We start from the raw sequence: 23,247 nt of genomic DNA, 5'->3' as shown, positions 1-23,247 counted from the left end.
ACCGTAGGCCGGATAAGGCGTTCACACCGCATCCGGCAAAGTGTTAACCGTGTTTATTCTTCGCAAAAACAACGCGCGCCAGAATGTTCAGCAGCAGGACGCACAGGGTAATAATCAACACCCCGGCCCAGGCCAGTTGCTGCCATTCTGCAAATGGGCTCATCGCAAACTTAAAGATCGTCACCGGCAGGTTGGCGATCGGCTGCATCATGTCCGTGCTCCAGAACTGGTTGGAGAGCGCAGTAAACAGCAGTGGCGCGGTTTCACCAGCAATACGGGCAATCGCCAGCAGGATACCGGTCATAATCCCGGACACCGACGCTTTTAGCGTAATCGCGGAGATCATCTTCCACTTCGGCGTACCCAGCGCATAAGCCGCTTCACGCAGGCTGTCCGGCACCAGTTTCAGCATGTTCTCGGTGGTGCGGATAACAATCGGTACCTGCAACAACGCCAGGGCAATCACGCCCGCCCAGCCGGAGAAGTGCTCCATTTGCGCCACCACGATGGTGTAAACAAACAGACCAACCACAATCGACGGCGCGGAGAGCAGAATGTCGTTAATGAAGCGAATAACTTCTGCCAGCCAGGATTTACGTCCATATTCCGCCAGGTAAATCCCCGCCATAATGCCCAGTGGCGTACCGAATACCGTGGCCCACAAAATTAACAGGCCGCTACCCGCCAGGGCGTTCGCCAGACCACCGCCTTCCGTATTTGGCGGCGGCGTCATTTCGGTGAACAGCGCCAGCGACATACCATCGATACCGCGAGTGATGGTGGACATTAAAATCCAGATCAGCCAAAACAAACCGAAAGCCATCGTCGCCATTGAGAGCGTCAGTGCAATACGGTTTTTGAGGCGGCGACGCGCCTGCATTTTGCGGCGGGATTCTGCCAGCGCCGCAGTGGTTTGCGTTTCAACCATAGCCATTAGCGTGCCCCCTCATTCTTAGCCAGGCGCATAATCATAAACTTCGATGCGGCGAGGACGATGAAGGTAATCACAAACAGGATCAGGCCCAGTTCCATCAGTGCAGCAACGTGCAGGCCGGATTCCGCTTCCGCAAATTCGTTCGCCAGCGCAGAGGTGATACTGTTGCCCGGCATGTACAGCGAGGCGCTGTCGAGCTGGTAGGTGTTACCGATGATAAAGGTCACCGCCATGGTTTCACCGAGCGCGCGCCCCAGCCCCAGCATGATGCCGCCGATAACCCCATTTTTGGTGAACGGAAGAACGATACGCCAGATAACTTCCCAGGTGGTGCAGCCGATACCGTAGGCTGACTCTTTCATCATCACCGGGGTTTGCTCGAATACATCGCGCATTACCGCTGCAATGTACGGAATAATCATGATGGCGAGGATCACGCCTGCCGCGAGGATGCCAATACCAAAGGCCGGGCCGGAGAACAGCGCGCCAACAATCGGGATATTCGACATGATATTGCCGACCGGCTCCTGGAAGTAAACGGCGAACAGTGGCGCGAAGATAAACAGGCCCCACATGCCGTACACGATACTTGGAATGGCTGCCAGCAGCTCAATGGCGATACCCAGCGGGCGCTTCAGCCAGCCAGGCGCAAGCTCGGTCAGAAACAGGGCGATACCGAAACTCACCGGGACGGCGATCAGCAACGCGATAAACGAGGTCACCAGAGTACCGTAGATCGGCACCAGCGCCCCGTAGATATCGTTCGGCGCATCCCACTCTTTGGTCCACAGGAAAGCCAGACCAAATTTCTGAATGCTCGGCCAGGAGGAGATGATCAGAGAGACAATAATGCCACCCAACATCAATAGCACAATCAGCGCCGCCAGTTTTACCAGCACGCTGAAAATTATGTCGCCCTTTTTACCCGGTGGGTTAAAAGCAGGCTTGGTTGCAGCCATAAGTTACTCTTCAGTTAAACGCGTTTACAAAGTCATTTTGTAATGCCGGATAAGCTGTTAATGCCTTATCCGGCATGGTGTTTTATTAGTACAGTGGCTTGCCGCTACTGTCTTTAATATTGGTCTTCCACGCAGCGCGAACTTGTTCAACTACGCTATCCGGCAGGCTGGCGTAATCCAGGTCGTTAGCCTGTTTAGCCCCGGTTTTGTACGCCCAGTCGAAGAACTTCAGCACTTCTACACCCTGCTCAGGTTTCTTCTGATCTTTGTGGACCAGAATGAAGGTGGTAGAAGTGATAGGCCATGCATCTTCGCCTTTCTGGTTGGTCAGATCCTGAGCGAATGTTTTGCTCCAGTCTGCGCCTTTTGCTGCATTAGCGAAGTTTTCTTCGGTCGGACTAACTGGTTTACCATCAGCGGAGATCAGTTTGGTGTACGCCAGGTTGTTCTGTTTAGCGTAAGCATATTCAACGTAACCAATTGCCCCCGGCAGACGCTGAACGAACGCGGCGATACCGTCGTTACCTTTACCGCCCAGACCGATCGGCCATTTTACGGTAGAGCCAGTACCAACGTTGTTTTTCCATTCTTCGTTCACTTTTGCCAGGTAGCTGGTGAAGACGAAGGAAGTCCCGGAGCCATCTGCGCGGCGCACTACAGCAATGTTCTGTGAAGGCAGTTTCAGACCCGGATTCAGTTTGGCGATGGCTTCATCATCCCACTTTTTGATTTTGCCCAAGTAGATGTCGCCGAGGGTTTTACCATCCAGCACCAGTTCGCCAGATTTTAGCCCCGGAATGTTAACCGCCAGCACCACGCCGCCAATTACGGTCGGGAACTGGAACAGACCTTCCTGAGCCAGTTTTTCGTCAGACAGCGGCGCGTCAGAAGCACCGAAATCAACGGTGTTGGCGATAATCTGTTTTACGCCGCCGGAAGAACCGATACCCTGGTAGTTAACTTTATTACCGGTTTCTTTCTGGTAAGTGTCAGCCCATTTGGCATACACCGGCGCAGGGAAGGTTGCACCTGCACCTGTCAGGCTTGCTTCTGCAAACACAGAGAAAGCGCTCATCGATAAGGTCGCGGCGACAACAGTTGCGACGGTGGTACGCATAACTTTCATAATGTCTCCTGGGAGGATTCATAAAGTATTGTTTGTTGGCTACGAGAAGCAAAATAGGACAAACAGGTGACAGTTATATGTAAGGTTTATGACAGTTTTATGACACAACGAGATTTATGCGTAATTTATTGATTTTTATAACCAGACAAAAAGAAAACTCATGTCATCTTTTTGTCATGTCATGTGCAAATAGGTTAGAAAGAGGTGTCTGATGACAACGGCGCGTGGAGCACCGCTGTCAGTTTGATTAGCGAACAATTTCGATGGTGATAGTTGCTGTAGCGGTAAATGTTCCTGGCGCGGGTCGTGCACCAGTGAGGCTCGCAGGCGCAGCAGAAAAAGTTACATTGCCAGCTTTCTCACCAATAACGCTTGTTGCTCCCATATCAGTTGGTAGTTCGCCACCGTTTACGTTGATTTCCCTGTTATTTTTATCGTAGACTTTTATCCCTACATTTGGGTTTGATGTTACAACCATCGAATTATCGCTACTGGGTTCAGTAGCATAAAAAGAGGTAGTGATATCATCCGTATTCATTATTCCTAAATACTCACACTTAATAGTGACAGTTTTGGTGATTTTATGCGCTGACACAGCACTCCCGACAACAGATGAAAAATCTGCGGCTGGAATAGTACTAAAATCAAAATTAATTGGCTGTAAACTATTAATTTCACAACTTTGTGGCGCAGTGATGTCTCCACGAACATAAACATCAGCCATCGGCTGCGAATAATCAATCGGTGTGTCACGGCTGATAGTTCCGTACAACTTCGCAACAAGCGTTGTGGGAATAGTTACCTTTCCCGCAAAGGGTTTTTTAATATAAAAATAAATCTTAGCCTTGGCACCACTAGAAATATCTAATGGCTCCTCTCTTCCACACTTATATACTGTAGTTACATCAGGATCATTAGCATGATACTCGAATGGTGCATTAACAAATCCGACCCCCAAAAGATCAATTGCTATACCCACATCCAGATGTGGATTAAGATTATAGTAATTTACATTAGAATGAACCCCAGCATAACTTAAAGCATCATTTATTTTTGCCGTGTAGTAAATATAGGGAAATTCACCGACCTTTCCTGTATTACAGTGACAATGTGCCGGATAAGACCCGCCATTAGTTACTGTTGTATTAAATGTGGTCCCCGCTTTATTCTGAGTTGCCGTAATAACATATCCAGGAAAATCAAGCACACTATGAAAAACGCCATTATCCGGAGTACAGATACCTTGAGGGGCCGCAAGAGTCGTACTCGTGTAAAAAATGGCGACAATAGAAAAACACCACAACAGAATATTATTTCTCATAAAAAACCTTTAATTACAGGTGACACTCTGCTCAATTAAACCATTCTCATTTTCTGGTACTGAAAGTGAGTAGCCAAAGGTACATTTCGTGACTGCGTCTCCTCCCCAGGATAAAGTGACCTGCCCTTTATCTGACAGACCCGAGAGATAAAGCTCACCAGAATCACCGACTATTCCTGAATCGGCGGTACTTGTGTTTTGAACTGAGGCAATGGCGCCAAAAGGTGCCGGTTTACCATTTGCATTTACCACTCTGAAGAGAACGCGGTAACCCACATGCGTCACAAACTCCGCTTTAACCACCGCGCCGCGGGTAGGAACCATCGTAACGACGGTATTATCGAGTTCAACATTCGACTTAGAGAAATAGTTGTCGCTGATCGCTACCCGGTTTTCATCATAAGGATTTAGCTGTGTCTTAACCGTGTAACCACGCCAGTCTGTTGCCGCCCCGCGCATATTATCAATTTCCAGACCTGCGGCTCCCGGTGCTTTAATAAGGGCAATGGTTTCACCCAGTTCCTGGCTAAACGTTATCCCTTCACTGTGCGCCAGAATGCCACCCCGGATACCATAATTGAGTCGCTGAGAATTTTGGCTGTAGTTATAACTGCCGTTTAACGTGCCGTAGGTACCGTCATAGGTCAGCGACATATTACCGCCTACTTGATCATCGCGGCTGTTATAGGACTGCATGAGATTCCAGGAGAGATTATTTTTCTCCAGCGCCGTACCGCTTAGGCCAAGTTGATGCGAGCTACCAGAATCATCATTTTGCGAAACCGAATAGGTGGCATAACTATTTCCCCACCAGCCCGATAATGGAACTGATAAAGAGAGCATGTAGATTTGTTCGCTGGTGTTATCATTGGCATAACTATTACTCGTCCCTTGCCGGGCCGTATTGGAATAACTCCATGAGACGTTCCACGAGAGGCGCTTCCAGCTACTGCTGTAACCAAATTGGATTAATCGTTCGACATCATCTGTGTGCCAATATTGCTGGCGGCTTAATGTCAGGTATAAGTTGCCATAATCTCTGCCCAGCGATTGCGTTAACGTTCCTTCCACACGGCTGCGACGGTTTCCGGTTTGCCAGAAATCTTCGGGACTATTTTGCCGGGATGCCCATTCATTGAGGGTATAGTAGCCTTCGGTGGAGTAACGATAGCCAACCAGGCGTAAGCTGGTGTCTGTATCGTCAAAACGTTTTGAATACAGAAAACGATATGACTGACCCGTTTCCGTATCATCATCTGCAAATTTCGCTCTGGCATGTGTCGCATCTAAAGAGATGGCTCCCAGAGCACCGAGATCTTTACCTACCCCCAAAGCAACAGAACCATACTTTTCAGCAGCCTGTACGCCACCATACAAGGTAAAACCGTGGGGCAAGCCATGAAGGATCTGTGCCTGAAGCACGTCAGGAGTAAAACCATCTTCATCGCGCAGTTCCCCCACGCTAACATCTACATCGGTCTGACCTTCACGTTTGAGAATAGCCAGCGACGCATAAGGCTGGGTGAATCGTTGTTCACTACCATCTTCTTCCTTGATAGTCACATCCAGGTCGCCGCCTGAGCTGGCAGTATTGAGGTCGGTGATTTCAAAGGCGCCTTGTGGCACGGCTGACTGATAAATTACGTAGCCGTTCTGTCGAATGATGACGGTGGCGTTGGATTTTGCAATCCCATGAACCACAGGCGCGAAGCCATTCTGGCTGGCGGGTAACATATCTTTATCAGTATAAAGTCGTGCACCACGGATTTGCGTGCTGTCGAAAATATCGCTCGCCGTCCACGTATCGCCGATCATAATCTGGCTTCTTAACGCAGCAATATCACGTTGTATCCAGGTACTGATAGAGTTGTATTCCGCACGACCATCGGTGGTGTTCAAGGTGCTGTAATTGCGGAGTCGCCACGGCCCAATATTGAGTCCGTTACGCAGGTTGAGATAACTGGTATCGGTCTCCTGTGAGCTGTAATCCGAGCGCAGAGTATGTGAACCGGAAAAATCGTAGTTGATAGTCAGTGCGTTAATTCCCTCATCCCAACGCGTGGGGCTTATGTAATCGTAAGCCATCGCATCCATATAGATCTGGGGAATGGTGATATTCAGTTGCAGCTTATCGCTGTCCAGTTGCCATGTTGAGCCTTCAATGCGTGGTGCAGGGTCAATACAGGCCTGGTCATCCACTTTATTGAGCGATTTCAGCGCGTCAACTTTTACACCAAAGGAAGTCAGCGTTTTTTTAACCGCGACAAAGCAGGCGTGCAGATCGGCATCAGGGTTATCCTGAACAAAAGTCACATCCTGCCGTTCGAACATTTTGCCATTGATAAAAATATCAACACTGTAGACGCCGGGAGGTATGTGATTCGCTTTGTTAAACTGGCGAATATCGACTCCGGATTGATGGTCTATTTCCAGCAGCGCCGGATTAAATATGCTGACCTCGGCCATCACACTTTGCGAGAAAACGAGACATGTCCCTGCCGTCAGACCAACTGCTATTCTGGTCGTAACCATAATTCGCCTATCCTTATGCAATGCTTACAACGCTTGCTTTAATGGTTCACTTATCGCACCGTAATCATTAATAAATCGCCAGGTCATTTGGCTACCCGAAGAATTAGCAGGCAACGGTAACGTGAGCGTCTCGAAAGGGCGGATCATGTTAAGAGGTACATCATGGCCATTAACAATGACATCCATCACGCTGATATGAATCGGGTTAGGGTTCTCAGCAATAAGATTTCGGCCTTCCCGATGCCACTTCACCTTTGGTGCGGCATCTTCGGGAATCATGCGGATAGATGCCGGTCTCCAGAACAGCTTAATTCGCGTTTTAACGGCGATTTCCAGCGAGTTCGCTTCTTTGCTGCTCGCAGAGGGTGGAATATTTTTGATATTTAGCCAGAAGACAGACTCTCGATCCTCTGGTAATGACAAACCTTTAGTGTGGACAATACGTAATATTTTTTCTTGCGCGGGTTCTAACCGTGATACCGGAGGAATAACAATAAATGGCGCTTTAGTTTTATCATCTTTATTAAACGGATCCACCCATGCCTGGATGAGATAAGGAATTTTTTCTTCCTTACTAAATACAGAAATAGATTTATCAGCATTATTACTCAAATAAACAACCCGTGTACCGCCAATGACAACACCTGCACAGGTCAATGTCGGCTGGAGGAAAAAGATGCTTAGAATAATAATCCTCAATAAATTACACGAAATTGTTGTTTTAAAGAGCCTGATTAAACAACTTTTTCTGGACATAACGACTCCCTGGCCAAAGCCAACTGAATAAAAAGGCCCTGTATTAATTATTTCTTATATTCGACGGTGAATTGTGAATCCGCGTTTGCTGTACCCGCCGTTACGGTCGCATTGGTAGCAACATAGCGTGCAATAAACTTCATTTCAGCCTTACCGTCAGCGTCGATTGTGCTATAAGCAGAGTCGTTATAAAGTTTAACCTGAGAATTATCCGCCCGGTTAAAAATACGAATACCGACGCCGGTTGCCGCAATCGCTTGTCCTGTACCGGTAAAATCGCCAGGTGTACCTGATGTCAGCGGTGTACCCACTTTCAGGTCACCGTCTCCGCCAGGTGCTTCAGTACCATCGAAACGGACGGCTGCCTGAGTATAGGTTGCTGGGCAATTTTCCAGTTTAATACTAAATTGCTGTGGTGACGCCAGGCTGCCTACTCCTGAAAACGCACTTTTACTGACCTTACCAAGAGGTACTGTTTGATCGGCGGTATCGGAAGTCACTTCGCATGTGCTATCGACAATTTCACCGACAAAGTGAACAACGCCATCTTCTGCAAGTGCATTTCCGGCTAACATTAAAGATGCCAGCGTAATTGCACCGCCAATAATATTACGTTTCATACAAACTCCATTGATATAATATATCCTTCAGTCTAAATCATAACTTAAATCAATAAGTGATTTTATGATTCAGAGGCATAGTACACCAAAGGGGTATTTTTATCTAAAAATAATATTAATTATGCGAAATTAAATATAAATTTATTATATAAATATTATTAAAACAGTAAAAAATCAAGTGCGTAATAGGACATCACCAATAATTCAGAATATATTTATATTAATTTGTGCATCAATAATAAACCGTTGATACACTTTATAAAAAAGGCCGCCCGTCGGCAGCCCTTTTATATCAATGATGAAAATTACTCAACCGTTACCGATTTTGCCAGATTACGCGGCTGGTCAACGTCAGTGCCTTTAATCAGCGCAACGTGATAGGCCAGCAGCTGCAGCGGAACGGTGTAGAAGATCGGTGCAATCACCTCTTCCACATGCGGCATCTCGATGATGTGCATGTTATCACTGCTCACAAAACCAGCATCCTGATCGGCGAAGACGTACAGTTGACCACCACGCGCACGAACTTCTTCAATGTTGGATTTCAGTTTTTCCAGCAGTTCGTTGTTCGGTGCGACGACGATAACCGGCATATCCGCGTCAATCAGCGCCAGCGGACCGTGTTTCAGTTCGCCTGCTGCGTAGGCTTCCGCATGAATATAAGAGATCTCTTTCAGCTTCAATGCGCCTTCCAGCGCGATTGGGTACTGATCGCCACGGCCCAGGAACAGCGCGTGGTGTTTGTCAGAGAAATCTTCTGCCAGAGCTTCAATGCGTTTGTCCTGAGACAGCATCTGCTCAATACGGCTCGGTAACGCCTGCAGACCATGCACGATATCATGCTCAATGGAGGCATCGAGACCTTTCAGGCGAGACAGCTTCGCCACCAACATCAACAACACGGTTAACTGAGTGGTGAATGCTTTGGTGGACGCCACGCCAATTTCCGTACCCGCATTGGTCATCAGCGCCAAATCGGATTCACGTACCAGCGAAGAGCCAGGAACGTTACAGATTGCCAGCGATCCAAGGTAACCCAATTCTTTTGACAGACGCAGACCCGCCAGGGTATCCGCGGTTTCACCGGACTGCGACAGAGTGATCATCAGGCTGTTACGACGCACGGCTGATTTGCGATAGCGGAATTCAGAGGCGATTTCAACATCGCACGGAATACCTGCCAGCGCTTCAAACCAGTAGCGGGAAACCATACCGGAGTTGTAAGAAGTACCACAGGCGAGGATCTGAATATGCTCAACCTTCGACAGCAGTTCGTCGGCGTTCGGTCCCAGCTCGCTCAAATCAACCTGACCGTGGCTGATGCGCCCGGTAAGAGTGTTTTTGATCGCGTTCGGCTGTTCGTAGATCTCTTTCTGCATGTAGTGGCGGTAAATACCTTTATCGCCCGCGTCATATTGCAGATTGGATTCGATATCCTGACGTTTCACTTCCGCGCCAGTTTTATCGAAGATGTTTACCGAACGGCGAGTGATTTCCGCAATATCGCCTTCTTCAAGGAAGATAAAGCGACGGGTCACTGGCAACAGCGCCAACTGGTCAGAAGCGATAAAGTTTTCGCCCATACCCAGGCCAATCACCAGCGGACTACCAGAACGTGCCGCCAGCAGGGTATCCGGGTGACGGGAGTCCATGATCACTGTACCGTACGCACCACGCAGTTGCGGGATAGCACGCAGAACAGCCTCACGCAGAGTACCGCCCTGTTTCAGTTCCCAGTTCACCAGGTGTGCAATCACTTCGGTGTCGGTTTCAGAAACGAAGGTATAGCCACGTGCTTTTAACGCTTCACGCAGCGGTTCATGGTTTTCGATGATGCCGTTATGCACCACCACAATGTGTTCAGAAACATGCGGATGCGCATTCACTTCTGAAGGTTCGCCGTGCGTCGCCCAGCGAGTGTGAGCAATCCCGGTGCCGCCATGCAGAGGATGTTCTTCCGCTGCCTGGGCCAGCATCTGGACTTTACCGAGGCGACGCAGGCGGGTCATATGACCTTCTGCATCTACAACCGCCAGACCGGCAGAGTCATATCCGCGGTATTCCAGACGACGTAAACCTTCAAGAAGGATTTCTGCTACATCACGTTGCGCGATCGCGCCAACAATTCCACACATAGTTTTTGATTCCGATTTATATCGTTGTCGGTCAACCTGTATGCCCGTTTTTCGGGCGCCCCGAGCCTTTGTAGAGAGTGGGGTTATTTTTATAGTTACTGCTTGTGGGCGGGAGATTATGTTATCTCCTCACCCCATATGGCCGGATTACCCAGCCAGAATTACTTTTTCTTTACCGGACGACGCCAGCCTTCTTTTTGCGACTGCGGCACACGGCTGATTGCCAGAGCATTTTCGCCAACATTACGCGTCACAGTTGTACCCGCAGCAATGGTTGCGCCTTTGCCTACCGTTACCGGGGCCACCAGCTGAGTATCGGATCCAACAAACACATCGTCGCCAATAATGGTTTTAAATTTATTGGCACCATCGTAGTTGCAGGTAATGGTTCCTGCGCCGATGTTGACGTTATCGCCAATTTCCGCATCCCCCAGGTAAGTCAGATGACCTGCTTTCGAGCCTTTACCCAGACGCGCTTTTTTCATCTCAACGAAGTTACCGACGTGTGCGCCTTCCAGCAACTCAGTACCAGGACGCAGACGGGCAAACGGGCCAATGGTACAGGCCGCTGCCAGATTCGCATCTTCCACAACGGTATACGGGCTAATTTCGCAATCATCGCCAATCACGCTGTTTTTAATCACGCAACCGGTGCCGATTTTCACGCGATGACCGAGAGTCACGTTGCCCTCGATGATAACGTTAGTATCAATTTCAACATCGCGCCCGTGAGTAAGCGTACCGCGCAGATCAAAACGCGCCGGATCGCGCAGCATAACGCCTGCTAACAGCAGCTTTTCAGCTTGTTCGGACTGATAAACGCGCTCCAGTCGGGAGAGTTGCAAGCGATTATTCACGCCTTCTACTTCGCTTAAACGTTGCGGATGAACGGCAACAATTTCACGTCCTTCCTGATACGCCAGCGCAATAATGTCGGTGATGTAGTATTCGCCCTGCGCATTATTATTGGTCAGCTTCGCCAGCCAGCGTTTCATATCTGCGCCGTTGGCGATCAGAATGCCGGTGTTGATCTCCTGAATCTGACGCTGCTCGTCGGTGGCATCTTTGTGCTCAACAATGCCGGTAACTTTGCCGTTTTCACGGGTGATACGTCCATAACCGGTCGGATCATCCAGTTTCACCGTCAGCAGACCAATGCCACCCTGCGGTTTAGCATCACGCAGGCGCTGGAGTGTTTCAACAGAGATCAGCGGCACGTCGCCGTAGAGCATTAAAATGTCTTCGTCATCGGCAAAAAAAGGTGCGGCTTGCTGCATTGCATGGCCCGTACCCAGCTGTTCTGCCTGAAGCACCCAGTTCAGGTTATCGTCTTTCAGCGCCTGTTTAAGCAGATCGCCGCCGTGACCGTACACCAGGTGAACGTGCGCTGCGCCTAATTCATTCGCAGCATCAATGACATGCTGAACCATCGCTTTCCCGGCAAGGGTATGCAGCACTTTCGGAAGATCGGAATACATGCGCGTGCCTTTACCTGCGGCAAGGATCACTACGCTCATAGCATTATTCAACATACGCGTCCTGACTGTAATTTGAGAACGAATTTAAACCGCTTCACCTTGAAAAAACTACATTTTTTTCATCGTGAAATGGACAGAGGATAAATTGTTCAATAACGGATTATCCCCGCTGACGAAAGCGCCATTTTCGACCATCGTCACGCCTTTTGTCTGCAGAAAATTAAGGCAGTACCTTCATTTAAGCGTCAGGTGGATGTTTTTGCTCTTATTTCGATCAATGAATAAACGGGAAAACCAGCGAATAATTTCGCTGGTTTATACAAGCAGGGTTAATCGCGGGACATGAAAATGCGCAGAACATACCAGAACATGGTAGCGATAGAGGCGAAGAGATGTAGCGCCGCGCCTGCCGGACGATCGGTAGGATAATGATGAATAATATTAGACGTGTCGTACAGCACGAAGCCAGCACACAACAGCACCATTGCCGCCGAGAACCAGACGCCCAGTGAGAATCCCATAAAAATGCTCGCGATAATGGCACCGAAAGCGATAAAGCCCGCCATGGTTAAAAACGAACGCATGAAAGAGAAATCTTTTTTGGTCGTGAAGGCAGTGAATGTCAGACCACCCACAAGCAGTGCTGTGGTGATGCCCGCCGCGCCAATAATTGCTGGATTAATATACGCTGCCAGTGTCAGTAAAGGTGCAAAAATTAACGCTTCTGCCAGTACGTATATCCCCAGTCCAATCAGTTGGGTCTGATTAGACTCCACATTATCTGCCAGACGAGTCGCCAGCATGCTGACCAGAATAAAAGCACCCAGCACCACCAGCCAACCAAACTGACCACTGTTCATCAGCACCCTAAGCATCATTTTGCCAAGCCCACTAAAGATAAACAGCGCGCTGAGAATGATGAACCCGACAACTGCCCCAGCCAGATGCATATAAGCACGGCGGATAAAGGTGGCGCGATCGGTCATCACAACCGGTTGGACACCTTCAAAAGACGTTTTAAAAGACATAGATATGATCCCTCATATAATTATAGAAATAATAATAACAACAGGGACGATATCACTATGGAGAAAAGGTGACAATTAACGACTTAACAAGACGCTAACTTTTTGATGAATAATATAATTTTTGTATCAATCAGCAAAATACATATAAAAAAGCCAGCCTGTTTCCAGACTGGCTTTTGTGCTTTTCAAGCCGGTGTTACATCGCTTTTTTGGTCAACTCGATAACGCGCAACTGCGCGATCGCTTTGGCCAGTTCCGCAGACGCCTGAGCGTAATCTACGTCGCCGTGAGAGCTGCTAATGTGCTCTTCAGCCTTACGTTTCGCTTCCATGGCTCGCGCTTCGTCGAGATCCTGGCCGCGAATTGCGGTGTCGGCCAGAACGGTCACGTTGCCAGGCTGCACTTCAAGAATGCCGCCAGACAGATAGATAAACTCTTCGTGACCGTGCTGTTTCACGATGCGAATCATACCAGGCTTAATGGCGGTGAGCAGCGGTGCGTGGCCCGGGTAAATGCCCAGTTCACCTTCGCTACCCGTTACCTGGATTTTCTCGACCAGACCAGAGAACATTTGTTGCTCTGCGCTGACGACGTCCAGGTGGTAAGTCATTGCCATATCACCCTCCGATTAAGGCGTTAAAGTTTTTTGGCTTTTTCCACTGCTTCTTCGATGGAACCGACCATGTAGAACGCCTGCTCCGGCAGGTGATCGTATTCGCCTTCCATGATGCCTTTAAAGCCACGGATGGTGTCTTTCAGGGAGACGTATTTACCCGGAGAACCGGTGAATACTTCTGCCACGAAGAACGGCTGGGACAGGAAGCGCTGGATCTTACGAGCGCGCGCTACCACCAGTTTGTCTTCTTCAGACAGTTCATCCATACCCAGGATGGCGATGATGTCTTTCAGTTCCTGATAACGTTGCAGGATGGACTGAACGCCACGCGCGGTGTCGTAGTGTTCCTGACCAACCACCAGCGGGTCCAACTGACGGCTGGTAGAGTCCAGCGGGTCAACGGCCGGGTAGATACCCAGAGACGCGATCTGACGGCTCAGTACCACGGTTGCGTCAAGGTGCGCAAAGGTGGTTGCCGGAGACGGGTCAGTCAAGTCATCCGCAGGTACGTATACCGCCTGTACGGAGGTGATAGAACCAGTTTTGGTGGAGGTGATACGTTCCTGAAGAACGCCCATCTCTTCCGCCAGAGTCGGCTGATAACCTACCGCTGAAGGCATACGGCCCAGCAGTGCGGATACTTCCGTACCGGCCAGGGTGTAACGATAGATGTTGTCAACGAACAGCAGAACGTCACGACCTTCGTCACGGAATTTCTCAGCCATGGTCAGGCCGGTCAGTGCAACGCGCAGACGGTTTCCCGGCGGCTCGTTCATCTGGCCATATACCAGGGATACTTTGTCGATAACGTTGGAGTCGGTCATTTCGTGGTAGAAGTCGTTACCCTCACGAGTACGTTCACCTACGCCCGCAAACACAGAGTAACCGGAGTGCTCGATCGCGATGTTACGAATAAGCTCCATCATGTTTACGGTTTTACCTACACCCGCACCACCGAACAGACCGACTTTACCGCCCTTAGCGAACGGACACATCAGGTCGATAACTTTGATACCGGTTTCCAGCAGTTCCTGAGAGTTTGACAGCTCTTCGTAGGAAGGTGCTGCGCGGTGAATCGCCCAACGCTCTTCTTCACCGATCTCGCCTTTCATGTCGACCGGTTCACCCAGTACGTTCATGATACGGCCCAGAGTCGCTTTACCTACCGGGACTTCGATCGGGTGTTCGAGGTCTTTTACATCCAGACCGCGACGCAGACCGTCGGAGGAACCCATTGCGATGGTACGCACGATACCGCCGCCGAGCTGCTGCTGAACTTCCAGCACCAGACGCTCATTACCATTTTGCACCTCAAGAGCATCGTACACGCGCGGTACGGCATCCTGAGGGAATTCGACGTCAACTACGGCGCCGATTACCTGGACAATCTTTCCAGTAGCCATCTTAAATCCTCTACGAAATAACCTGTTTAAACCGCGGCGGCCCCCGAGACGATCTCGGTGAGTTCCTGAGTAATGCTGGCCTGACGAGCTTTGTTGTATACCAACTGCAGCTCTTTAATCAGGCTGCCGCCATTGTCGGTCGCGGCTTTCATCGCCACCATACGGGCGGCCTGCTCGCTGGCCAGGTTTTCAACCACGCCCTGATAAACCTGAGATTCGACATAACGACGCAGCAGGGTATCCAGCAACGCCTTCGGATCGGGTTCGTACAGGTAATCCCAGGATTTATGTTTCAGATCATCATCATCTGATGCCGGTAACGGCAACAGCTGGCTGATGGTCGGAACCTGAGACATGGTGTTAATAAATTTGTTGCTGACAATGTAAAGCTTGTCCAGACGGCCTTCGTCGTAGGCCTGCAACATCACTTTTACCGGACCGATCAGTTCGGACAGGGAAGGGTTATCCCCCATGCCGGTGACCTGGGCAACAACATTGCCGCCCACGGAGTTGAAGAACGACACGCCTTTCGAGCCGATCATTGCGAGGTCGCATTGAACGCCTTTGTCGGTCCAGGTCTTCATTTCCGCCAGCAGTTTTTTGAACAGGTTAATGTTCAAACCACCGCACAAACCACGGTCGGTCGACACCACCAGGTAGCCTACGCGTTTAACGTCGCGGTCTTCCAGGTATGGGTGCTTATATTCCAGATTACCGTGTGCAAGGTGACCAATCACTTTGCGCATGGTTTCTGCATAAGGACGGCTGGCCGCCATGCGATCCTGCGATTTACGCATTTTGGAAGCGGCGACCATCTCCATCGCTTTAGTGATCTTTTGCGTGTTCTGGACGCTTGCGATCTTACTACGTATCTCTTTTGCGCCGGCCATGAGCTTCTCCTCAATGCCTTGCGGCCTGCCCTAAGGCAAGCCGCCAGACGTTACCAGGATTGGGTTGCTTTGAAGGAATCGAGGATGCCTTTCAGCTTGCCTTCGATTTCGTCGTTGTAGCCACCGGTCTGGTTGATCTCTTGCATCAACGGAGCGTGATCACGGTCGACGTAAGCCAGCAGAGCGGCTTCGAAGCTGCCGATTTTCGACAGTTCAACATCCGCCAGGTAACCACGTTCTGCTGCGAACAGAACCAGAGACTGTTGCGCTACGGACATCGGCGCATACTGTTTCTGTTTCAGCAGTTCGGTCACTTTCTGACCGTGGTCAAGCTGCTTACGTGTTGCATCGTCAAGGTCGGATGCAAACTGAGAGAACGCTGCCAGTTCACGATACTGTGCCAGAGCGGTACGGATACCACCGGACAGTTTTTTCATGATCTTGGTCTGTGCTGCACCACCAACACGGGATACGGAGATACCCGGGTTAACCGCAGGACGAATACCGGCGTTGAACAGGTTGGTTTCCAGGAAGATCTGACCATCGGTAATGGAGATTACGTTAGTCGGAACGAACGCAGAAACGTCACCCGCCTGAGTTTCGATAATCGGCAGCGCGGTCAGAGAACCGGTTTTCCCTTTCACTTCACCTTTGGTGAAGGCTTCAACGTATTCGGCGTTAACACGCGCAGCACGCTCCAGCAGACGAGAGTGGAGGTAGAATACGTCGCCCGGGAATGCTTCACGTCCTGGCGGACGACGGAGCAGCAGGGAGATCTGACGGTAAGCAACAGCCTGTTTAGACAGGTCATCGTAAATGATCAGCGCATCTTCACCGCGGTCACGGAAGTATTCGCCCATTGCGCAACCGGCATACGGCGCCAGGTATTGCAGTGCAGCGGATTCAGACGCGGTTGCTACCACAACGATGGTGTTAGCCAGTGCGCCGTGCTCTTCCAGTTTACGTACCACGTTAGAAATAGTGGACGCTTTCTGGCCGATAGCGACATAGATACATTTGATACCGGAATCGCGCTGGTTAATGATGGCATCGATTGCCAGTGCGGTTTTACCGGTCTGACGGTCACCGATGATCAATTCACGCTGACCACGACCGATTGGGATCATGGAGTCAACGGCTTTATAACCGGTCTGTACCGGCTGATCTACGGACTGACGTTCGATAACGCCCGGGGCGATAGCTTCTACAGCAGAAAAGCCGTCGTGATCCAGCGGACCTTTACCGTCGATTGGTGCACCCAGAGTGTTAACCACACGGCCCAGCAGGCCACGGCCAACCGGAACTTCCAGGATACGGCCAGTACACTTAACTTTCATGCCTTCGGCAAGGTCAGCGTACGGCCCCATAACAACCGCACCTACAGAGTCACGCTCGAGGTTCAGTGCGATAGCGTAACGGTTACCCGGCAGGGAGATCATTTCACCCTGCATACAATCGGCCAGGCCGTGGATGCGGATAACACCGTCACTTACAGAAACAATAGTACCTTCGTTGTGAGCTTCACTCACAACATTGAACTGAGCAATGCGCTGCTTGATCAGTTCGCTGATTTCGGTGGAATTCAGTTGCATGCTCCAGTCCCCTTAAGACTGCAAGACGTCTGCAAGGCGCTCAAGACGACCGCGTACGCTGCCATCAATGACCATATCACCCGCTCGGATGATAACGCCTGCCATTACAGACTTATCGATTTTGCAATTCAGCTTAACTTTGCGTGACAGACGTTTTTCCATCGCAGCAGAAATTTTCGCGAGCTGTTGTTCACTCAACGCGGCAGCGGAAATGACGTCTACCTCAGCGGTAGCCTCACTCACAGCACGCAGGTGAATAAACTGCTCCAGAACATCCGGGAGCGCGTTAAGACGACCATTTTCAGCCATAACCCGAATCAGGTTCTGACCGTTTTCGTCCAGTTGCTCACCACAAACTGCGATAAACGACTCGGCGAGCGTTTCTGGCGCAAGCGCGCCAGAGAGAAGCTCTGCCATTTGTTCGTTTTTGGTTACCTCGGCGGCAAACGCCAGCATGTCCTGCCAGCGTTCTACACTTTGGTGTTCGACGGCAAAGTCAAAAGCTGCTTTGGCGTAGGGGCGAGCTACCGTAATAAATTCAGACATCAGCCCCTCCCTCCTTACAGTTCAGCGACAAGTTTATCCACGATGTCGCTGTTAGCAGCTTCATCCACGGAACGTTCGATGATCTTCTCGGCGCCAGCAACAGCCAGGATAGCAACTTGCTTACGCAGCTCTTCACGGGCACGTTTACGCTCGGCTTCAATTTCCGCCTGCGCCTGGGCCACGATTTTAGTACGTTCCTGCTCTGCTTCAGCTTTAGCTTCGTCCAGAATCTGCGAGCGGCGTTTGTTCGCCTGCTCGATGATTACCTGGGCTTCCGCTTTCGCTTTTTTCAGCTGGTCGGTCGCGCTGGCCTTTGCAAGGTCAAGGTCCTTATGTGCTCGTTCTGCGGAAGCAAGGCCGTCAGCAATTTCTTTTTGACGTTTTTCGATGGCTGCCATTAATGGCGGCCATACGTACTTCATGCAGAACAGAACGAACAGGACAAACGCGATGGCCTGGCCGAGGATTGTTGCGTTAAGATTCACAGCACAATGCCTCTATTTAGTTAACGTTCTGATATTGCTCTTTAAATAAAAGCAACGCTTACTACGCGACAGCGAACATCACGTACAGACCCAGACCTACAGCGATCATCGGGATAGCATCCACCAGACCCATAACGATAAAGAACTGAGTACGCAGCAGAGGAATCAGATCAGGTTGACGCGCTGCGCCTTCCAGGAATTTACCCCCGAGGATGCCGATACCGATCGCAGCACCGATTGCCGCCAGACCCATCATCACAGCGGCAGCCATGTACAGCAGATCCATATTCAGGTTTTCCATGACAGTCTCCAGTTTGTTTCAGTTAAAACGTAGTAGTGTTGGTAAATTAATGTTCTTCAGACGCCATCGACAGATAGACGATCGTCAGAACCATGAAGATGAAGGCTTGCAGCGTAATGATCAGGATGTGGAAAATGGCCCACGGCACATTCAGGATCCACTGTGACCACCACGGCAACAGACCAGCAATCAGAATGAAAATCAGCTCACCGGCATACATGTTACCGAACAGTCGCAAACCGAGTGAAACTGGTTTGGACAGCAGGCTTACCCCTTCAAGGATTAAGTTGACAGGAATGAACGCCCAGTGATTGAACGGCTGCAGCGTCAACTCTTTCGTGAAGCCGCCGATGCCTTTCATTTTGATGCTGTAGAACAGAATCAGGATAAATACGCCCAGTGCCATAGACAGCGTTACGTTCACGTCCGCAGACGGAACCACACGCAGTGCCGGCAGCCCCAGTACATGTTCAGCGATGTACGGCAGCAGATCGATAGGCAGTAAGTCCATCAAGTTCATCAGGAATACCCAGACGAAAATCGTCAGGGCCAGCGGAGCAATCAGCTTGCTCTTGCCATGGTACATGTCTTTCACGCTACCATTAACAAAGCCGATCACCAGCTCAATCGCGGTCTGAAACTTACCTGGCACGCCGCTGGTCGCCTTTTTGGCTACACTACGGAATAAAACCAGGAACAACAGACCCAGCACCACCGAGAAGAACATGGAGTCAATATTGATTGTCCAGAAGGTGGCTGGGGGGTTATGCGGATCCACCAGCGAGAATGTACGCAGGTCCAGCTGAAGGTTATTCAGGTGGTGTCCTATGTAATCCTGCGGCGTCATATTTTCTGAAGCCATGATGCCTTTTACCCTTTGTTGTTAATTACAGCCGGTGCCAGTATCTGAACCACCAGCACCAAAACCCACGTAACGATCAGCGGCAAGAATACCGCCTTTAAAACCGCCAACGCCACCACCAGTAACACCAACATCGCCAGAACTTTAAAAGCTTCGCCAAATGCGAATGTCCAGGCCACCCGGCCTTTCGCTGGTGTATGTGCCTGGTGACGCCAGGCAAATATCATAAACAAAACGTTAGGCAGAAAGACTGCCAGGCCTCCACTTAATGCAGAGACGCCCCAGAAGGGGTCTTTGAGGCTGAACAGCAATCCACTTGCTATCACCACCAGTAACTGAACGAGCAGAAGCTTCCGAGCAACGTTTCGACTCACGAGCGACACAGACATCACGTTTTTCACTCCTGCTCCCTTCGAGGTATGCCGCGTGTCGTATAAAACTTTCTTTAAGGCTTAGAGTCAAGCATCAAAAAGCGGTCAAATTATACGGTGCGCCCCCGTGATTTCAAACAATAAGTAGCCAAAAGGTGAATAAATGTTTAAATATTTTTCCAGTGCATACAATTGCGACTTTTCTGCTAACGCTGTTCGATCATGAAAAACTGTAAATAACGCGTAAACACTGGCGATAAAGCGTGCTTCAGATCACATATTGAGCATGTTCGCGCACAGCATATTTATTTACTTGGCAAATGATGCCATTGCAAGTTTATGATATTTAAGTCCAAAAACAGACACTCTTTTAATAAGTGACATTTACACAACAAAAACCACCCATTGACATTTTTAATAATGTTTTAACAGATGATTATGGTTCTTAGCGCCGATTTTTAGCAGCCTGATATTTTCACTGCTGACTTATTTTCTGCTTACCCAAAAAAGCCACGTTAGCTCGTTGATGCAAAAGAGTGAACGTGGCGTTAAATGTAACCAGTTATATCAGTAGAAAACCTGGTTGTTGTTAACAGTCTAACCGGTCATTTTTTTATGTTTTTTTTGATAAAAATTAAATTTTATTTGCTTTAATCACCACCAGATGACGTTCGCCATCCAGGGCCGGAACGTGAAGTTTAACCACTGATTCGACCTGATATTCTTCGGGCAACAAAGCGATTTCATCTTCCGGTATTTGGCCTTTCAGGGCGTAGAAACGACCTTGCTCACCAGGAAGATGGTGGCACCAGCTCACCATATCGTTCAGAGAGGCAAAGGCGCGGCTAATTACGCCATCAAATGGCGGCTCAGAAGGAAACTCTTCTACCCTGCTCTGTACTGGCTCAATATTCTCCAGTTTAAGCTCATGTTGCACCTGACGAAGGAAACGAACGCGTTTACCAAGGCTATCCAACAACGTGAAATGGGCTTCAGGACGCACGATAGAGAGTGGAATGCCAGGCAGTCCTGGTCCGGTGCCGACATCGATAAACCGATCACCTTGCAGATACGGTGCCACCACAATGCTATCGAGAATATGGCGTACCAGCATCTCATTAGGATCGCGGACCGAAGTCAGGTTGTACGCTTTATTCCATTTATGCAGCATATTCACGTAGGCAATTAGCTGGTTTTTCTGGTGATCGGTAAGCGAAATTCCTGCGTCTTTCAGCAGAGAGGAGAGTTTGTTGAGCACGGTGATTACCTGTTCTTGATGCGTAGCCCGGTAAGCGGGTGCTTACCAGGCATTTTTAATGCGTTATGCGCTACGACGCAGCATACCCTGTTTTTTTAGCCACACCAGCAGAATGGAGATGGCAGCAGGCGTGACGCCAGAAATACGCGAAGCCTGACCGATAGAAGCCGGTTTGTGATCGTTAAGTTTGGCGATCACTTCGTTAGAAAGACCGGATACCTGGCGGTAATCCAGCGTCGCTGGCAGCAAGGTATTCTCGTTACGCTGCTGCTTTTCGATCTCATCTTGCTGGCGCGCGATATAACCTTCGTATTTAACCTGAATCTCAACCTGTTCCGCCGCCTGTTCGTCTGTCAACGCAGGGGCAAACGGCGTCAGCGTGGTTAATTTTTCATAAGTCATTTCCGGACGACGCAGCAGATCTTCACCACTGGCTTCACGGGAAAGCGGCGCAGTCAGGTGAGCATTCACTTCGGCTGCAGCTTCCGCCGACGGGGTTACCCAGGTCGATTTCAGACGCTGACGCTCACGCTCGATATTCTCAAGTTTCTCGTTAAAGCGTGCCCAACGTTCGTCATCCACCAGGCCCAGTTCACGACCAATTTCAGTCAAACGCAGATCCGCATTATCTTCGCGCAGCATCAGACGATATTCTGCGCGCGAGGTAAACATACGATACGGTTCTTTGGTTCCTAAAGTGCACAGGTCATCAACCAGTACGCCGAGATACGCCTGAGAACGCGCCGGAGCCCAACCTTCTTTGTCAGCAGACAGACGGGCAGCGTTAAGACCGGCCAGCAAACCTTGCGCAGCGGCTTCTTCATAACCGGTAGTGCCGTTAATCTGACCAGCAAAGAACAGCCCCTGGATAAACTTGCTCTCCAGCGTCGGTTTCAGGTCGCGTGGATCGAAGAAGTCATACTCAATGGCATAACCCGGACGCACGATCTTCGCGTTTTCCATCCCCTGCATGGAGCGGACGATTTGCATCTGCACATCGAACGGCAGGCTGGTGGAGATACCGTTCGGATAAATTTCGTTAGAGGTCAGCCCTTCCGGTTCAAGGAAGATCTGATGCTGATTTCTGTCGGCGAAGCGCATGACTTTGTCTTCGATCGACGGGCAGTAGCGTGGGCCGACACCTTCGATCACCCCTGCGTACATTGGGCTACGATCGAGGTTACTGCGGATCACATCATGGGTTTTCTCGTTGGTATGAGTGATATAACACGGCACCTGCTGTGGATGCTGGGACGCATTGCCCATAAACGAGAATACCGGCATTGGGTTATCGCCATGCTGTTGTGCCAGCACGCTGAAGTCGATAGTACGCGCATCAATACGCGGCGGTGTCCCGGTTTTCAGACGACCAACGCGCAGCGGCAGTTCACGCAAACGGCGAGAGAGCGGAATGGACGGCGGATCACCAGCACGGCCACCGCTGTAGTTATCCAGACCGATATGAATTTTACCGTCGAGGAACGTCCCAACGGTGAGCACGACGGCTTTGGCACGGAACTTCAGTCCCATTTGGGTAACAGCACCGACCACGCGATCGTTTTCGACAATAAGATCTTCAACCGCCTGCTGGAAGATCATCAGGTTCGGTTGGTTCTCCAGCGCCGTACGTACCGCCTGACGGTAGAGCACACGATCCGCCTGAGCTCGGGTAGCGCGAACTGCCGGTCCCTTGCTTGCGTTTAGTATCCTAAACTGGATACCCGCCTGATCGATCGCTTTCGCCATCAGACCGCCGAGTGCATCCACTTCTTTTACCAGATGTCCCTTCCCAATACCGCCGATTGCCGGGTTGCAGCTCATCTGCCCCAGAGTGTCGATATTGTGTGTCAAAAGCAGAGTCTGTTGACCCATACGCGCCGCGGCCATCGCGGCCTCGGTGCCTGCATGACCCCCGCCAATGATGATGACGTCAAAAGGATCCGGATAAAACATGGTGATTGCCTCGCATAACGCGGTATGAAAATGGATTGAAGCCCGGGCCGTGGATTCTACTCAACTTTGTCGGCTTGAGAA

Annotated in this window: 21 protein-coding genes; all 21 read right to left on the bottom strand. The window is 50.1% G+C overall.

Annotated features, from left to right (window positions below; genetic code table 11):
• Window positions 1–43 precede the first annotated feature (43 nt).
• The 21 genes from pstA to mnmG all read right to left on the bottom strand — a co-directional run bounded on the left by pstA (window position 44) and on the right by mnmG (window position 23,166).
• Entirely contained in the window at window positions 44–934 is an 891-nt protein-coding gene (gene pstA / locus BGE37_RS15755) for a phosphate ABC transporter permease PstA (RefSeq protein ID WP_001252002.1), read from the bottom strand.
• A complete protein-coding gene (gene pstC / locus BGE37_RS15750; protein WP_000741620.1) occupies window positions 934–1,893 on the bottom strand; it encodes a phosphate ABC transporter permease PstC in 960 nt (319 codons plus the stop codon). The genes pstA and pstC overlap by 1 nt, the downstream gene beginning before the upstream one ends.
• 85 nt (window positions 1,894–1,978) lie before the next feature.
• Entirely contained in the window at window positions 1,979–3,019 is a 1,041-nt protein-coding gene (gene pstS, locus BGE37_RS15745) for a phosphate ABC transporter substrate-binding protein PstS (protein ID WP_000867152.1), read from the bottom strand.
• Between the two features lie 247 nt (window positions 3,020–3,266).
• Entirely contained in the window at window positions 3,267–4,340 is a 1,074-nt protein-coding gene (locus BGE37_RS15740; protein WP_032185530.1) for a fimbrial protein, read from the bottom strand.
• A gap of 9 nt (window positions 4,341–4,349) precedes the next feature.
• Entirely contained in the window at window positions 4,350–6,872 is a 2,523-nt protein-coding gene (gene lpfC-O113 / locus BGE37_RS15735) for a long polar fimbrial usher protein LpfC-O113 (RefSeq protein WP_105288194.1), read from the bottom strand.
• Window positions 6,873–6,896: 24 nt separating this feature from the next.
• Window positions 6,897–7,628, bottom strand: coding sequence for a long polar fimbrial chaperone LpfB-O113 (gene lpfB-O113 / locus BGE37_RS15730; protein WP_105288193.1), 732 nt, complete (start codon window positions 7,626–7,628; stop codon window positions 6,897–6,899).
• Window positions 7,629–7,675: 47 nt separating this feature from the next.
• Window positions 7,676–8,248 (bottom strand): long polar fimbria major subunit LpfA-O113, encoded by a 573-nt coding sequence (lpfA-O113, locus tag BGE37_RS15725; RefSeq protein WP_032185533.1) that lies wholly within the window; start codon window positions 8,246–8,248, stop codon window positions 7,676–7,678.
• Window positions 8,249–8,553: 305 nt separating this feature from the next.
• Window positions 8,554–10,383, bottom strand: coding sequence for a glutamine--fructose-6-phosphate transaminase (isomerizing) (gene glmS / locus BGE37_RS15720; protein ID WP_000334093.1), 1,830 nt, complete (start codon window positions 10,381–10,383; stop codon window positions 8,554–8,556).
• Between the two features lie 161 nt (window positions 10,384–10,544).
• A complete protein-coding gene (gene glmU / locus BGE37_RS15715) occupies window positions 10,545–11,915 on the bottom strand; it encodes a bifunctional UDP-N-acetylglucosamine diphosphorylase/glucosamine-1-phosphate N-acetyltransferase GlmU (RefSeq protein ID WP_088541960.1) in 1,371 nt (456 codons plus the stop codon).
• A 275-nt stretch (window positions 11,916–12,190) separates the two neighbouring features.
• The gene (locus BGE37_RS15710) at window positions 12,191–12,889 is read right to left on the bottom strand and encodes a Bax inhibitor-1/YccA family protein (protein WP_000008757.1); all 699 of its coding nucleotides are present in this window, start codon (window positions 12,887–12,889) and stop codon (window positions 12,191–12,193) included.
• Between the two features lie 196 nt (window positions 12,890–13,085).
• Window positions 13,086–13,505: a F0F1 ATP synthase subunit epsilon gene (locus tag BGE37_RS15705; RefSeq protein WP_001251965.1), complete on the bottom strand. Its 420-nt coding sequence runs from the start codon at window positions 13,503–13,505 to the stop codon at window positions 13,086–13,088.
• Between the two features lie 20 nt (window positions 13,506–13,525).
• Window positions 13,526–14,908 carry a F0F1 ATP synthase subunit beta gene (gene atpD / locus BGE37_RS15700; protein WP_000190506.1) on the bottom strand — a complete coding sequence of 461 codons (1,383 nt, stop codon included), beginning with the start codon at window positions 14,906–14,908 and terminating at the stop codon, window positions 13,526–13,528.
• Between the two features lie 26 nt (window positions 14,909–14,934).
• Window positions 14,935–15,798 (bottom strand): F0F1 ATP synthase subunit gamma, encoded by an 864-nt coding sequence (gene atpG / locus BGE37_RS15695; RefSeq protein WP_000896498.1) that lies wholly within the window; start codon window positions 15,796–15,798, stop codon window positions 14,935–14,937.
• Between the two features lie 50 nt (window positions 15,799–15,848).
• Window positions 15,849–17,390, bottom strand: coding sequence for a F0F1 ATP synthase subunit alpha (gene atpA, locus BGE37_RS15690; protein WP_001176745.1), 1,542 nt, complete (start codon window positions 17,388–17,390; stop codon window positions 15,849–15,851).
• Between the two features lie 12 nt (window positions 17,391–17,402).
• Window positions 17,403–17,936 carry a F0F1 ATP synthase subunit delta gene (atpH, locus tag BGE37_RS15685; RefSeq protein ID WP_001288587.1) on the bottom strand — a complete coding sequence of 178 codons (534 nt, stop codon included), beginning with the start codon at window positions 17,934–17,936 and terminating at the stop codon, window positions 17,403–17,405.
• Between the two features lie 14 nt (window positions 17,937–17,950).
• The gene (atpF, locus tag BGE37_RS15680) at window positions 17,951–18,421 is read right to left on the bottom strand and encodes a F0F1 ATP synthase subunit B (protein ID WP_001052219.1); all 471 of its coding nucleotides are present in this window, start codon (window positions 18,419–18,421) and stop codon (window positions 17,951–17,953) included.
• Window positions 18,422–18,482: 61 nt separating this feature from the next.
• Window positions 18,483–18,722 (bottom strand): F0F1 ATP synthase subunit C, encoded by a 240-nt coding sequence (gene atpE / locus BGE37_RS15675; RefSeq protein ID WP_000429386.1) that lies wholly within the window; start codon window positions 18,720–18,722, stop codon window positions 18,483–18,485.
• 46 nt (window positions 18,723–18,768) lie between these two features.
• Complete coding sequence (atpB, locus tag BGE37_RS15670) at window positions 18,769–19,584, bottom strand: F0F1 ATP synthase subunit A (RefSeq protein ID WP_000135618.1); 816 nt, start codon at window positions 19,582–19,584, stop codon at window positions 18,769–18,771.
• 8 nt (window positions 19,585–19,592) lie between these two features.
• On the bottom strand, window positions 19,593–19,973 hold the full coding sequence (atpI, locus tag BGE37_RS15665) for a F0F1 ATP synthase subunit I (RefSeq protein ID WP_000116699.1): 381 nt from the start codon (window positions 19,971–19,973) through the stop codon (window positions 19,593–19,595).
• A gap of 616 nt (window positions 19,974–20,589) precedes the next feature.
• Window positions 20,590–21,213, bottom strand: coding sequence for a 16S rRNA (guanine(527)-N(7))-methyltransferase RsmG (gene rsmG / locus BGE37_RS15660; RefSeq protein WP_000932851.1), 624 nt, complete (start codon window positions 21,211–21,213; stop codon window positions 20,590–20,592).
• Between the two features lie 63 nt (window positions 21,214–21,276).
• Window positions 21,277–23,166 carry a tRNA uridine-5-carboxymethylaminomethyl(34) synthesis enzyme MnmG gene (gene mnmG, locus BGE37_RS15655; RefSeq protein WP_097482620.1) on the bottom strand — a complete coding sequence of 630 codons (1,890 nt, stop codon included), beginning with the start codon at window positions 23,164–23,166 and terminating at the stop codon, window positions 21,277–21,279.
• Window positions 23,167–23,247 lie beyond the last annotated feature (81 nt).

The organism is Escherichia sp. MOD1-EC6300, from assembly GCF_002965045.1.
Taxonomy (GTDB): Bacteria; Pseudomonadota; Gammaproteobacteria; order Enterobacterales; family Enterobacteriaceae; genus Escherichia; species Escherichia coli_F.
The sequence above is the reverse complement of the archived record's forward strand: the minus strand, read 5'-3'. Positions and strand labels throughout refer to the sequence as shown.

What these genes read in the sequence shown, in the direction of transcription:
- BGE37_RS15710 (WP_000008757.1), bottom strand. Translation starts at nt 12,889, where the DNA reads ATGTCTTTTAAAACGTCTTTTGAAGGTGTCCAACCGGTTGTGATGACC.
- atpG (WP_000896498.1), bottom strand. Translation starts at nt 15,798, where the DNA reads ATGGCCGGCGCAAAAGAGATACGTAGTAAGATCGCAAGCGTCCAGAAC.
- lpfA-O113 (WP_032185533.1), bottom strand. Translation starts at nt 8,248, where the DNA reads ATGAAACGTAATATTATTGGCGGTGCAATTACGCTGGCATCTTTAATG.
- mnmG (WP_097482620.1), bottom strand. Translation starts at nt 23,166, where the DNA reads ATGTTTTATCCGGATCCTTTTGACGTCATCATCATTGGCGGGGGTCAT.
- pstA (WP_001252002.1), bottom strand. Translation starts at nt 934, where the DNA reads ATGGCTATGGTTGAAACGCAAACCACTGCGGCGCTGGCAGAATCCCGC.
- lpfB-O113 (WP_105288193.1), bottom strand. Translation starts at nt 7,628, where the DNA reads ATGTCCAGAAAAAGTTGTTTAATCAGGCTCTTTAAAACAACAATTTCG.
- lpfC-O113 (WP_105288194.1), bottom strand. Translation starts at nt 6,872, where the DNA reads ATGGTTACGACCAGAATAGCAGTTGGTCTGACGGCAGGGACATGTCTC.
- pstS (WP_000867152.1), bottom strand. Translation starts at nt 3,019, where the DNA reads ATGAAAGTTATGCGTACCACCGTCGCAACTGTTGTCGCCGCGACCTTA.
- atpH (WP_001288587.1), bottom strand. Translation starts at nt 17,936, where the DNA reads ATGTCTGAATTTATTACGGTAGCTCGCCCCTACGCCAAAGCAGCTTTT.
- atpA (WP_001176745.1), bottom strand. Translation starts at nt 17,390, where the DNA reads ATGCAACTGAATTCCACCGAAATCAGCGAACTGATCAAGCAGCGCATT.
- BGE37_RS15740 (WP_032185530.1), bottom strand. Translation starts at nt 4,340, where the DNA reads ATGAGAAATAATATTCTGTTGTGGTGTTTTTCTATTGTCGCCATTTTT.
- glmU (WP_088541960.1), bottom strand. Translation starts at nt 11,915, where the DNA reads ATGTTGAATAATGCTATGAGCGTAGTGATCCTTGCCGCAGGTAAAGGC.
- atpD (WP_000190506.1), bottom strand. Translation starts at nt 14,908, where the DNA reads ATGGCTACTGGAAAGATTGTCCAGGTAATCGGCGCCGTAGTTGACGTC.
- glmS (WP_000334093.1), bottom strand. Translation starts at nt 10,383, where the DNA reads ATGTGTGGAATTGTTGGCGCGATCGCGCAACGTGATGTAGCAGAAATC.
- BGE37_RS15705 (WP_001251965.1), bottom strand. Translation starts at nt 13,505, where the DNA reads ATGGCAATGACTTACCACCTGGACGTCGTCAGCGCAGAGCAACAAATG.
- pstC (WP_000741620.1), bottom strand. Translation starts at nt 1,893, where the DNA reads ATGGCTGCAACCAAGCCTGCTTTTAACCCACCGGGTAAAAAGGGCGAC.
- atpB (WP_000135618.1), bottom strand. Translation starts at nt 19,584, where the DNA reads ATGGCTTCAGAAAATATGACGCCGCAGGATTACATAGGACACCACCTG.
- atpE (WP_000429386.1), bottom strand. Translation starts at nt 18,722, where the DNA reads ATGGAAAACCTGAATATGGATCTGCTGTACATGGCTGCCGCTGTGATG.
- atpI (WP_000116699.1), bottom strand. Translation starts at nt 19,973, where the DNA reads ATGTCTGTGTCGCTCGTGAGTCGAAACGTTGCTCGGAAGCTTCTGCTC.